Below are 12,250 nucleotides of genomic sequence, written 5' to 3'. Positions count from 1 at the left end.
ATCTGGAAAAGATGGTTCTTGCCATCGGCTAGCCGAGTTGTATGCCCCATACCTGCCTGATCGCTGCCCACGATCCCTGGTTTATCCAACTATTGCGGATTTTTTCCGAAGAAAGTGGTGTCCGCGTGGTTCAGGCGTTTGAAGGGCAAGATGTATTACCGTTAGCTCTCCAGGAGAAACCAGCGATTGTTTTTTTGCAGATCGATCTTCCGGGTCAGGTAATGGGGCAAGAAGTCCTCAAATTACTTAAGCGGAATTCTGCCACGGCTCAAATACCTGTGTTCGCCTTTTCCTGGAGAGCGCAGGAGCGGTTGGACGATATCATTGGAGATATTACCGGTTATTTACAAGAGCCGATCACCTATGAAGCATTTGTAGATGCGCTTGCTAAAGCGGGGGTGCATTATCAGGTTCGTGGCTCGGAAGGCCGGGATCAATTACAAGCGGCAAATCGATCAACCCGGATGCAAAGCGTAGATCATTCAGGAAAAGGGCAGGCATCCGGTGAATCCCGGAAAGCCGGGAAATGAAAAGCCCTGGCAATAAATGACGCTCACTCACGGGGGATGATCTCTCGTGCGTGAGTATTTTATGAGGAGGAAAGGCAATGGCACAGAGTGTATTACCACGATGGCGGGGTTTTAATCTCCTGGAGATGTTTACCACGCAAAGCAGTGGTGATTTTCAGGAAGATGATTTCCGCTGGATTTCTGAGTGGGGCTTTAATTTTGTACGTATTCCTGCCTGTTATACCCTCTGGATTGAAGGAGAGGATGTTTACCGGTTGAAAGAAGCCATGCTGGAAAAGGTAGACCGGGTGGTGAGACTGGGTGAAAAATACGGTATCCATGTGTGCTTAAATTTTCACCGTGCGCCGGGTTTTTCGGTTAACCCTGAACGAAAAGAGCCTTTTAACTTATGGAAAGATGAGGAAGCTGTTGAGGCTTTTCTGTTTCATTGGACGACCTTTGCCAGACGTTATCAAGGGATTCCATCCGAGCGGTTGAGTTTTAACCTGGTGAATGAACCTACCCGCCCGGACCCAGCCGTGATGACTCGTGAAGATCACGCCCGGGTCATGCGACGCGCAGTTGCAGCCATCCGTGAAGTGGATGCAGAGCGTTTGATTATTCTGGATGGTTTGAGCTGGGGGACTGAACCGTTGACAGATTTAGTAGATCTGGGAGTAGCCCAGAGTTGCAGGGCTTATGCACCCATGGGGATCAGCCATTATAAAGCGAGCTGGGTCGGAGGAGAGGACTGGCCCGAACCCACATGGCCGGGCGCCCTTCAGGATGGAAAACCGTGGGATCGGACTTCTCTGGAAGCATTTTATCAACCCTGGATTGATCTGGCGGAGCGTGGGGTGGGGGTTCATTGTGGAGAAGGCGGGGCGTATTGCTATACTCCTCACCATGCTTTCCTGGCCTGGTTCCGCGATGTACTGGAAATTCTCACCGCGAGTAACATCGGATATGCATTATGGAACTTCCGCGGGCCTTTTGGCGTGCTGGATTCGGAACGCAGCGATGTAGCCTATGAGGACTGGCATGGTCACGCGTTGGACCGAAAATTGTTAACGCTGCTACAATCTTTTTAACGGCAGGTTGTGTTTGGGGTCAGCTTTCTAAACCCCAGTTTGCCCGGTTTTTGCCCTGGCCGATTAGCTGAAAGGCTCTATTCGCTCTCACTTCAAGGCTCAGGGAAGGTGGATAGAGTCTTGCCGGCAGAAGGGTGGGGGTAAAGTACCCTTCGATTAATAGAAGAGGGCTCTTTTATTAATGAGGTACCAAGTCGCAGAGAAGAGGAGTGATTTGTCGCAATGGCTTTCCAAAATTTAGAATACGCTTTGAAGGGTGGTTTTATTCATCACTGGTTGGTAGCCGGGCCTTTTACAAAGCCGGTCACCGAGGTGACATGGCCATCTGAGGAAAATCAGGTATCTGGTTTACCGCATCCAGAAGATATTGCAGACCGAGCAACAATGCGGGTGGGTGAATTTGAAGGACGCTGGCGTTATTTTCGGTGCCTGGAAGACCATCGGGTAGACGTGACTCATCGCTCTGCGAGGGCTGAGGAAGGGTTCCTGTGGGCGTATACCCACCTGGAATTCTCTCAAGGAGGAGAAGGTGGACTGACCATTTATTCGGACGTACCTGTCACAGTGTGGTGGAATGGGCAATGGCTTGGAAGGACCGATAACTCAGCATACAGGGGTCAGCGTATTCCAGTGCAGTTGGAACAATCCAATGATTTACTGGTTCGTATGGAATGGATTTCTTCCGGCCTGTATGCCCATGCCATGGCTGTGAGGCTGGATCTCGAATCCTCTGAGGGAAGCGCTCCTGAGGGAATCATTCGGTTGAAAACCCAGGCGAAATACCCCAAACGTCAACAGACGCTGGAAGAGGCTTTTGAAAAAGCCTACCTGGAATCACCCATTAGCTATCGCGGTACACGCATTCATCTTGGCTGGGCAGAAGACGCCCCGGCGGATTTGCGCTTTGCCTACCAGATTCAAGATACCGAAGAGCGGATTTATGTGGAGGGTAGTGCAGAGATTCATCCCGAGGAGAAGGTGGATATTGGTCACCCGATTCGTATTTTTGAACGCCCGTACCGCGTGGTATTGCGTGCGCCCAACCGCGAGTATTACGATATGGGGCTCCGATATCAGGCCGAAATTCCCCTGTATATCCTGGATAATGCATATAGTGATGCTCCGAAGGGAGATTATTCCACGCGGCGTAAGGAAGCCCTGGAAGATGCTGCCCGGCGCAGTCCCCATCTCTTTGCTGAAATTGCCCGCCTTGAACTGGGAAGGGTGGATGAGGTAGACTGGAAAGCCGTTCAGCAGGCCTGTGAAGAGGTTGCATTGGGGGTCGAAGGGAGTGAACTGACCTTCCTTGGGCTGCTCGGGATGGTTAAAAGATACCGGGAAAAGATTGATTTTCCGCAAGCCTTTACAGATAGACTTTCTACGGTTGCATTCAGCTTCCCTTATTCTGACAAGGAGATCTCTGGCGAAAGTTATTGGGCAGCGCGTCAGGCTTGTGCGGTGCTGGCAGGGCAATTGTGGCCAGAGGGTGCCTTTGCTTCAGGCGAGAGTGGAAAGTCGGTACGGGAGAGAGGCGAATCCTCCTTGCTAACTCTTCTAAGAGAAAAAGGAAAACATGGGTTTGCGGAATGGGGGAGTGATGTTGCTCTTGAGCGATGGATTGTCCTTCTGTCTCACCTGGTTGGCCTGGCAGAGAATGAGAATCTGGCGGAGTTGTCTGCGGTGCTCCTGGATCGAATTCTCTTTTCGCTGGCGCTTCACCAGCATCATGGTGTATTGGCTTTACCGGCGCAGAACACCAGTGTATGGGCTCTGAAGAGTGGCCAGCTTCAGGCCATCTCAGGTGTCCAGTATCTTCTCTGGGGTATGGGTGTGTTACAGCAACACATTATGGGAGTGGTCAGCCTGGCCTGCTCGGAATATGAGTTCCCATCTTTCTTTGCCGATTTAGCTGTCAGGACAGAGGAGACGATTCTTTCACGAGAAGGCCACGACGAGAATGGGAAGACTGCTCACCTTCTGATGTATCGAACTCCTGATTACACTCTTTCTTCTGTGCAGGATTACCGTCCTGGAGACCCTGGAAATGCCGAGCGGGTCTGGCAGGCGGTTCTGGGAAGTGAAGCGATTGTGTACACCAACCATCCGGCCAGTGCGTATGACGATGATGCTCATCGTCCAGGGTTCTGGCTGGGTAATGGGGTATTACCCAGAGTGGCTCAATACCAGAACATCCTTTTTGCGGCTTATCGCCTGCCCGAAGATGACTGGATGCCCTGGACTCATGCTTATTTCCCGGTGAGTGAGTTTGATGAAACACGCTTTGAGGGAGGATGGGCTTTTGCTCGCAAAGGTGATGGATACCTGGCGATCACAGCCAGGCAGGGTATTGAATTGATCCGCCATGGAAGAGGAGCGTATCGAGAGTTACGTTCGCATGGCGTCGAAAATATGTGGATATGTGTGCTGGGACGTAAAGCGGACTTCCAGGACTTTCGAGGTTTCCAGAAAAAGACCCTCAAAGGCCGTTTGGAATGGCGAAATGGTCTGGGGGTAAGCTTTTATGCACCGACTGGTGATGAGATATCGTTTGGCTGGGAGGGTGATCTCCTGGTGAATGGGGTTGCTCAGCCTCTTTATGGAGATTACTTAATTGAAAACCGCTACTGTACTGCTCAACAAGGAGCGGGCATGATCGATATTCAATATGAAGGAATGATCCTGCGGTTAAATTTCGAATAAAGGTGCTGGTTGTTAATTTTGCAGCGCTAAAACGTAATAACTACGAAAATTGAACGAAAGAAAGGCTACAAAATTACATGAAAGAGTATCAAACGTATATTGCCGTGCTTAAATAGCTATGCTATAAAAAAACAGGTGTTCTCCCAGCAATGATGTCATCACAACCGAATCCAGATTGGCTCGACACAACCCGTCGAGAAAGAGGTGAGAACACTATTGCCCGTGTTACCCTTCTCATTCAGCGGAACGCAAGAGAAAGGAGGCGCTCTGTCAGAAGTACAATCTGCTCAATCTGGATAAATTTCATTTATGCAATCCATCCTTCTATAGCGCATGTGTAAAAGGAGAAGAAAATGTCAAAGATTTCTCGTCGGGAATTCCTGTTTGTGTCTGGTGCGGTGGCTGCCGGTGCCGTCCTGACAGCCTGCCAGCCAACCACGGCTACGCCTACAACCGCTCCTGCTCAGGAACAGCCCACCAAACCTGCAGAGCCCACCAAAGCCCCGGAGACTGGTAAGGCCGAAGAGCCCACCAAGGCTCCAGAAGTCGTTCGAACCTGGCCTCTTGGAGAAGTGCCCCGAAATAAGACCCTGATCTATTCTTACGGTGCCGCTGCACCCGAGCTGTGCAGCCCGCTGGTGAGTGGTTACAACCATCAACTTGGTTACGCCATTCTGTGGGAACCGTGCGCTTTCTATGCAGCCCATGCCGATAAAACCTACATGTGGCTGGCCGAAAGCTACAAATACAACGATGATGCCACAGAGTGCACGATCACCTTCCGCAAGGGCATCAAATGGAGTGACGGCACTCCCTTCACCGCCAAAGATGTGGCATTCTCGATGGATTTGCTCAAGCGAGTCGATGGCCTGCCGCGGTCTTCCACCTACAAGACGGAATTGAACAGCACCGAGGTCGTGGATGACAATACCATCAAGATCAAGCTGAATCAGACTGACTGGCGCTTCTTCTTCAAGAGCCTGACCTTCCGCTTTGATCTGGGTGATGATACCGCCATTCTGCCACAGCATATCTTCAAGGATGTTCCGGAAGACCAGCTTGTCTCCTTCAAATTCTTCGATAAAGAGAAGGCCTGGCCTGTAACCACCGGCCCCTACGGGGTGAGCAATTCGACGGATCAGACAACCTACTTTGACCTGCGCCCCACCTGGTGGGCCGTTGAAACCGGTTTTGTCGAGAAATATCCGGACGTGGAACGCCTGCTGTGGATTCCGTTCCAGAATGACACGCTGGCCGCTCAGCAGTTGATCAATAACGAAATTGACCAACCGCTGGATATGCGCCCCTTGATGATTACCAGCCTGCTGGCGCAGTCAGATCACATCATTTCCTGGACAAAGAAACCCCCCTTCGGCTATACGGACTGGTGGCCGATTTCGGTTCAGTTCTGCACCGCGAAACCCCCATTCGATAACCCGAAGGTGCGCTGGGCGATCGCCTATGCGATTAACCAGCAGCAGGTGGTGGATGTAGGTTGGGGTGGTATCGGAAAGGTGGCTTACTCACCCTTCCCTGAATTCGCCAAGCTGAACGAGTACATGGATAGCATCAAGGATATTACTGAAAAGTACAATGTCCTTGAGTACAACCTGGAGAAGAGTGCTCAGTTGATGACCGAAGCCGGCTTCACCAAGGATGCGGAAGGCTTCTGGGTCGATGCTCAGGGTGTGCGCCCCGACGCTGATCTTTATGCTGGTGTACCGCTGTTTGCCGATCTGGCTCCTGTAATTGCTGAGCAATTACGCGCGGCGGGCTTCCAATGCGAGCACAAAGCCCCGCAGGATGTATGGGCGGCAAAGGTAGATGGGCGTGCCTCACTCTTCCTCTTCGGCCATGGTGGCGCGACGATTGACCCGTGGGACACTTTCATGCTCTACCGCAAAGAAAATGCCCTCCCTATGGGGCAGCAGAGCTGGGGGAACATCACCCGCTGGTACAATGATGAGTTCACCGCCATCACAGATGAGATGAACAACACAGCCATGGACGATCCGAAGATGAAGGAGCTCTTCCGCAAGGCGATGGAGATCTGGTACCGCGAACTGCCGGACTGCCCGCTGGTTCAGTGGTTCCATCGTATCCCGGTCAACACCACCTACTGGACGAACTGGCCGACTGAAGAGAACCCCTACATGAACTCCGCTCTGTGGCATCTCACCATGCTGCAGGTGGTACTCGGCCTGAAGGCCACCAACGCATAACCTCCTCATCCGGCTGGGATTGATGAGTATTCGTCCTGTAATGGAATGAGACGTCGCCAGGGGGCCGATACCCAAGGCCCCCTGGCAGGGTTTTTCCATACGATGAGTATTCTTGGCCAGAAATATTAACAATTAGGGATATAGCTATCGTGGGTGTGGGAGGTTTTCCATGAGGTTAAGTTATGTAATTCGTCGGGTGTTCTTTGTGTTTATGGTCATCTGGACGGCGGCGACGATTAACTTTGTCTTGCCCCGCCTGACCGGACGTGATCCTATCAAAGAGCAACTCATGCAACAAATAGCGAGTGCAGGCCGAAAACCGGAAGACGCCGAACAGATGTGGAGAAAGTACAACGATCTATTCGGTCTGGATAAGCCTCTCTGGCAACAATATTTATCTTATATGTCTTCGGTCGCTCGGCTAGATTTTGGTTACTCGATTAACTCATATCCCCGAACGGTAATGGAAATTATTATCGCCCGAGGAAGATTGACCCTGCCATTTTTGTCGGTGGCTATCTTCATTGCATTCGTAACGGGGATTCTCCTTGGAGCATTACTGGGGTGGAATAAAACTCCCAAGTGGATCAGTGCCATTGTTGTCCCCCCGTTAATGGTTTTTTCATCTGTTCCACAATTCCTGGTGGCATTGGTATTGATTTATTTTGTGGCATTTCGGGCCAAACTTTTCCCTCTGGGCGATCCATACCCGAAGACGATGATTGAGGACTGGAGCAACCCGGCTTTCCTGGCCAAATATGCCTATCATGCAGTACTGCCCATTCTATCTGTGGTCATCGTGGAAGCTTCGGGTTGGGCGCTGGGAATGCGAGCAATGATGGTGACCGTCGAAGGGGAAGATTATGCCACTTTTGCCGAAGCCAAAGGGTTGAAGAATAGCCGTATTTTCTTCCGCTACCTCATGCGTAATGCCTTGCTGCCTTCTCTAACAGGGCTGGCGTTACGGCTCGGGTTCATCATCACCGGTGCCGCAGTAACTGAGACGTTCTTCAACTACTCAGGTATTGGGAGTACGCTCAGCACCGCGATCAGTACCTTCGACTACTTCTTGCTATACGGCATTTGTCTGATCATGGTCGTGAGCATCGCACTGGCGACCTTTATCATGGATATGATTTATCCACTGCTTGATCCGCGTATCGCTTACCGTGGACAGAGAGGGTGAGTGAGATGAGGGGATTCTTCGCTTACGTCAAACGGAATCCGGCCTTTGGGGCTGGCATCGGTATTCTAATCTTCCTGCTCCTTTTTACCTCAGTAGGGAGATTGTTCGTCAACCCGCAACATGCCTACCCTCTATCAGTGCCGGCCAACCTGCCGCCCAACCCGCAATATCCCTTCGGTACTGACCGCCAGGGGCGTGATCTTTTAGCAGTGATGGTAGTGGGCACCGGAATGACCCTGCAAATTGGTGCCATCGCTGGAGCCATTGGCCTTTCGGTTGGGATTGTGCTGGGCTTTGTGGCTGGCTACTATGGCGGCACCATGATTGATACGATCATCACCTCCTTCATTGACATTTACATGAGCATTCCAGGGTTTCTGATTCTGGTACTGGTTGCTTCCACATTCAGAAATGTGAAACTGGGGGTGACTGAAATGGGGTTAATTGTGGCCATCGTCTCCTGGGCAGGGCCAGCGCGATCGATCCGTGCTCAGGTACTGTCAATGCGTGAACGCCCCTTCGTGATGATGGCCAAATTAAACGGGATGGGCAACTTTGAAATCGTGATGAAAGAACTGGTGCCGAACCTGTTGCCGTTCCTGGTCATGAGCCTATCGCAATCGGTCTATGGTGGAATCATGTCTTCTCTGGGGCTGGAGGCGCTTGGGATCGGTAGCCGCCGTGAACCGACCATGGGAATGACGCTCTATTATGTGCAGTACTATTCGGCCTTCATGGTGGGGATGTGGTGGTGGATTATCGAGCCGGTGATTGTGATTGTCCTTGTGCTGACTTCCCTGGTGTTGACATCCTTTGGCCTGGATGAGATCGCCAATCCCAGAGCGCGGAGGAAAGCGTGAACACGAACGTCAAACCTGTCATCGATATTCGCAATCTTAAAGTGTATTTCTACGTCAAGGCCGGGACGGTTAAAGCGGTAGATGGAGTTACCCTGGCGATAGAACCCGGGGTTAAGCTCGGTCTGGTGGGAGAATCGGGCTCCGGAAAGACCACCATGGCCCTGGCGTTGATGCGTATGGTACGACCTCCGGCCACGATCGAGGGTGAGTTGTTTCTCGATGGAGTAGACATTTTGAAGTTGAGTGAAGAAGAAATGCGCCGGGTGCGATTGAGCGAGCTGGCAATGATCCCCCAGGGTGCAATGAATTCACTCAATCCGGTGATGCGTATCCGCGATCAGATTTTGGATGGAATGATCGATCATGGGGTGCGAATGAGCCGGTCGGAGGCCAACCAGAAGGTTGAAGAACTGCTGGATATTGTTGAGCTCCCCAAGAAGGTGGCTCGCATGTATCCACACGAGCTCTCGGGTGGTATGAAACAACGGGTGTGCGTGGCCATTGCCATTTCAATGAGGCCGAAGGTTCTCATCGCAGATGAGCCGACCAGTGCGCTGGATGTGGTGATTCAACGTCAGGTGATGGAAACGATCACCCGTCTGGTGAAGAATCTGAACCTCTCGATGATCTTAATTGGTCATGATATGGGGTTGATGGCACAAAGCGTGGACCGAATTGCAGTGATGTATCCCGGGAAGCTCATGGAAGTGGGAGATGTTCGTGATATCTTTGCCGAGCCTCTTCACCCGTACACACAGGCGCTCATCAATAGCTTACCGGTGCTTGGGAAACGTGGTGTATTCAATGGCATTCCGGGTGTGCCTCCATCGGTGATCAACCCTGGACCTGGTTGCCCCTTCAACGATCGCTGTCCAAAAGTGATTGAGGGATTGTGCATTCAAAAGATGCCGCCGTTCCGAGAAATTAAACCCGGTCGGTGGGTAGCCTGCCACCTTTACGAGGGAGTGAACTAACATGGCCCCGATTATCGAAATGCGCAATGTAACCAAGGTGTTTGGAGGTCCAATCGGTAGTCCCAAGGCAACTGTGGCCCTGGATGATTTCAGTTTTGCGGTGGACTCGGACTTCCCCCACATCATCACAATCGCCGGGGAATCGGGGAGTGGTAAGACCACGATGATGATGCTGATCCTGGCTTTCTATGAGCCATCAGCCGGACAGATTCTCTATAACGGCAAAGATATCTGGAAAAAGATGTCACGCCAGGAAACGATGGATTACCGGCGAAATGTGCAGGCCGTCTTCCAGGATCCTTTTGCGGTATATAACCCCTTTTACAAGGTGGACAATCTGCTGAGCATCCCGATTAAGAACTTCCGGCTGGCGAGGACCAAGGATGAAACCCAGGCACTCATGGAAAGTGCGTTACGCCGGGTGGGGCTGCGGCCGGAAGAGACCCTGGGGCGGTATCCACACCAGTTAAGCGGTGGGCAACGCCAGAGGATTGCGGTAGCCCGGGCGTTAATTTTGCAACCCAAGCTGTTGATCGCCGATGAACCAGTTTCGATGGTGGATGCTTCGTTGCGGGCGACCCTGCTTCAGCATATCCGCGATATGAATCAGGAGCTGCGCATTCCCATCCTCTACATTACCCATGACCTGACGACAGCCTATCATGTCAGTGATTACATTGTGGTGCTTTACCGGGGTGGAGTAATGGAAGCAGGGGATGTGGAGCGGGTGATCCGCGATCCGAAACATCCTTATACGCAACTTCTGGTGAATTCGATTCCCTGGCCAGATCCCAATCATCTATGGGGTGAGGCTGCTGAAGCCAAACGAGCCGGAACGGCCGTCCTGGCAGGTTGCCGGTTTGCGGACCGTTGTCCTCATGCATTTGATCTGTGCTGGAAAGAAAAGCCAGAGCTCTATCGCACCAATGGATCACAGGTAGCAGCGTGTTTCCTGTATCAAAGTAATGATAAACTGGAGCGGAAAGATCTGGGAACGCTGTTTATCAAGAAATGATGCTGCCGGGCTGGCGGGTGGCTCAACTGGTGTGATTGAGGTTTACTGAATGAAGGCCAGTTTGTGGTTGCCATCCCCTCCGTGGCTGCGGAGGGGATGGTTTATGGGAGAATATCGGTATGATGATAGAACAGCGAACCAAAAAGGTCGCCGGAAAAGGGAGTCAGCCTGAGGCCGAGGTAGAAGTTTTATACGTTCATCCATCCAAGCAGGGTTTGAATTTTACTGCGAATAGCGGCATGGGGCGCCCATACGGTCTCATACCGGTAGGATTGCCTGCTCTGGTTAACCTCTTACGGCAACAGGGAATTCCCGTTCGCGGTGTGAGCCATCCACTGGAAGTTCAATTGAATCCCTCTTTTAATTTGAAAAAGTGGCTGGCCTCGCACCGACGCGCTAAAGTGGTGCTGATTGATATGCACTGGTACGAGCATTGCTTTGGTGCTGTGGATACAGCCAGGGCCGTGAAGGCAGCACTCCCTGAAGCCTGGACAATCCTTGGCGGGTTGTCTGCCTCAGGGTTTGCCAGAGAAATTATGGAGCAATTTGAGGTTGTGGATTTCGTTGTACGGGGAGATGCAGAAAAACCATTAACCTCTCTGGTGCGATTATTGCTTGATGTACAGGACCGGGAAGCTTTACGGGCATATTTGAGGGAGATTCCAAACCTGACGTATCGGGACCAAAATGAGATCATTGAAAACCCACTCACCTATACTGCTACAAGCGAAGACCTGGATTCTCTGGATTTTGTTGACCTGAGTTTTCTTGAACATCATCGGGCCTATTTTGTGCATGAATACATCGTAACTGACCTGGCAAAGGCAAGAGAGAAGATCGATACATCTCCTTACCTTGGCCGTTGGATTACAACAGCGCGCGGTTGTAAGTTCAATTGCTCCTATTGCGGAGGTGGCCGGTCAGCTCATAAACGACTGGCTAACCGCGTGGGTCTGGTGGTGCGGTCGCCTGAAAAGGTGGTGGAAGACCTGAGCCGTTTGGAAAAAATGGGGGTGATTCAGGCTTCGATGACGTACGATATTGCTGAAATCAGCGATGATTACTGGCGTGAATTGTTTGATCGAATCCGCCACAGCGGGGTAAGGATTGGAATTTACAATGAATTCTTCCAGATGCCCGATGTAGCCTTTGTTGACGAATTTGCCAAAACGGTACCCAGAGAACATTCCTGCCTGGCCGTGAGTCCGCTTTCGGGTAATGAGAAAGTTCGGCGGTTAAATGGGAAACATTATTCCAACCAGGAGCTATTCGATTTACTGGAGGTTTTAAGCCGCAATCGGATTTATTTGTTTGTGTATTTCTCGCTAAACCTTCCGGGAGAAACCCGGGAAACGTTTGAAGAGACGGTTGAGCTGGCTCAGGCAGTGTATGAGTTTTACCCGAATTCACTTTTGAAAATATTAAATACGGTGCATACTATTGACCCTCTGGCGCCAATGAATGTGAACGCCGAAAAATTTGGGATACAATCTTCTATGAAATCCTTTAAAGATTATTATCTTTATTGTTTCAACACCCAATTCAGCGATCCGGCAGCCCGAACTGACCTTTACCGTGGGTTTGTACTCGATGAGCCGGGAGATCGCTCGGTGGAAGCGATGGCCAATCGGTGGGATCGCGAAAGGACAGGAAAAGAAATCAGCTGGTGGCCCATTCCACCAAGCTGGTAAAA

General features: G+C 51.3%; 9 protein-coding genes. All 9 read left to right on the top strand.

The genetic code is table 11. The annotated features are described in order from the left end of the window. Positions 1–41: 41 nt before the first annotated feature. The 9 genes from ATHL_RS08670 to ATHL_RS08630 all read left to right on the top strand — a co-directional run bounded on the left by ATHL_RS08670 (position 42) and on the right by ATHL_RS08630 (position 12,248). The gene (locus ATHL_RS08670) at positions 42–530 is read left to right on the top strand and encodes a response regulator (RefSeq protein WP_062192231.1); all 489 of its coding nucleotides are present in this window, start codon (positions 42–44) and stop codon (positions 528–530) included. A 77-nt stretch (positions 531–607) separates the two neighbouring features. Further along, the gene (locus ATHL_RS08665; protein ID WP_062192228.1) at positions 608–1,600 is read left to right on the top strand and encodes a glycoside hydrolase family 5 protein; all 993 of its coding nucleotides are present in this window, start codon (positions 608–610) and stop codon (positions 1,598–1,600) included. 222 nt (positions 1,601–1,822) lie between these two features. Continuing rightward, positions 1,823–4,300 carry a hypothetical protein gene (locus ATHL_RS08660; RefSeq protein ID WP_062192226.1) on the top strand — a complete coding sequence of 826 codons (2,478 nt, stop codon included), beginning with the start codon at positions 1,823–1,825 and terminating at the stop codon, positions 4,298–4,300. A 353-nt stretch (positions 4,301–4,653) separates the two neighbouring features. After that, positions 4,654–6,522 (top strand): ABC transporter substrate-binding protein, encoded by a 1,869-nt coding sequence (locus ATHL_RS08655; RefSeq protein ID WP_062192223.1) that lies wholly within the window; start codon positions 4,654–4,656, stop codon positions 6,520–6,522. A 169-nt stretch (positions 6,523–6,691) separates the two neighbouring features. Continuing rightward, the gene (locus ATHL_RS08650) at positions 6,692–7,708 is read left to right on the top strand and encodes an ABC transporter permease (protein ID WP_062192220.1); all 1,017 of its coding nucleotides are present in this window, start codon (positions 6,692–6,694) and stop codon (positions 7,706–7,708) included. 5 nt (positions 7,709–7,713) lie between these two features. Then, the gene (locus ATHL_RS08645; protein ID WP_062192218.1) at positions 7,714–8,568 is read left to right on the top strand and encodes an ABC transporter permease; all 855 of its coding nucleotides are present in this window, start codon (positions 7,714–7,716) and stop codon (positions 8,566–8,568) included. Further along, positions 8,565–9,542, top strand: coding sequence for an ABC transporter ATP-binding protein (locus ATHL_RS08640; protein ID WP_062192215.1), 978 nt, complete (start codon positions 8,565–8,567; stop codon positions 9,540–9,542). Before ATHL_RS08645 ends, ATHL_RS08640 begins: the two co-directional genes overlap by 4 nt. 1 nt (position 9,543) lies before the next feature. Then, positions 9,544–10,557 carry an ABC transporter ATP-binding protein gene (locus ATHL_RS08635; protein WP_062192213.1) on the top strand — a complete coding sequence of 338 codons (1,014 nt, stop codon included), beginning with the start codon at positions 9,544–9,546 and terminating at the stop codon, positions 10,555–10,557. A gap of 119 nt (positions 10,558–10,676) precedes the next feature. Beyond that, complete coding sequence (locus ATHL_RS08630; RefSeq protein ID WP_062192210.1) at positions 10,677–12,248, top strand: radical SAM protein; 1,572 nt, start codon at positions 10,677–10,679, stop codon at positions 12,246–12,248. The last annotated feature ends 2 nt before the right edge of the window (positions 12,249–12,250 follow it).

Origin of the sequence: Anaerolinea thermolimosa (assembly GCF_001050195.2) — a bacterium.
In the GTDB taxonomy this organism is placed as follows: Bacteria; Chloroflexota; Anaerolineae; order Anaerolineales; family Anaerolineaceae; genus Anaerolinea; species Anaerolinea thermolimosa.
The sequence above is the reverse complement of the archived record's forward strand: the minus strand, read 5'-3'. Positions and strand labels throughout refer to the sequence as shown.

Excerpts from the sequence above, each read along its gene's own strand:
- ATHL_RS08660 (WP_062192226.1), top strand. The coding sequence starts at position 1,823 with ATGGCTTTCCAAAATTTAGAATACGCTTTGAAGGGTGGTTTTATTCAT.
- ATHL_RS08670 (WP_062192231.1), top strand. The coding sequence starts at position 42 with ATGCCCCATACCTGCCTGATCGCTGCCCACGATCCCTGGTTTATCCAA.
- ATHL_RS08630 (WP_062192210.1), top strand. The coding sequence starts at position 10,677 with ATGATGATAGAACAGCGAACCAAAAAGGTCGCCGGAAAAGGGAGTCAG.
- ATHL_RS08645 (WP_062192218.1), top strand. The coding sequence starts at position 7,714 with ATGAGGGGATTCTTCGCTTACGTCAAACGGAATCCGGCCTTTGGGGCT.
- ATHL_RS08665 (WP_062192228.1), top strand. The coding sequence starts at position 608 with ATGGCACAGAGTGTATTACCACGATGGCGGGGTTTTAATCTCCTGGAG.
- ATHL_RS08655 (WP_062192223.1), top strand. The coding sequence starts at position 4,654 with ATGTCAAAGATTTCTCGTCGGGAATTCCTGTTTGTGTCTGGTGCGGTG.
- ATHL_RS08650 (WP_062192220.1), top strand. The coding sequence starts at position 6,692 with ATGAGGTTAAGTTATGTAATTCGTCGGGTGTTCTTTGTGTTTATGGTC.
- ATHL_RS08635 (WP_062192213.1), top strand. The coding sequence starts at position 9,544 with ATGGCCCCGATTATCGAAATGCGCAATGTAACCAAGGTGTTTGGAGGT.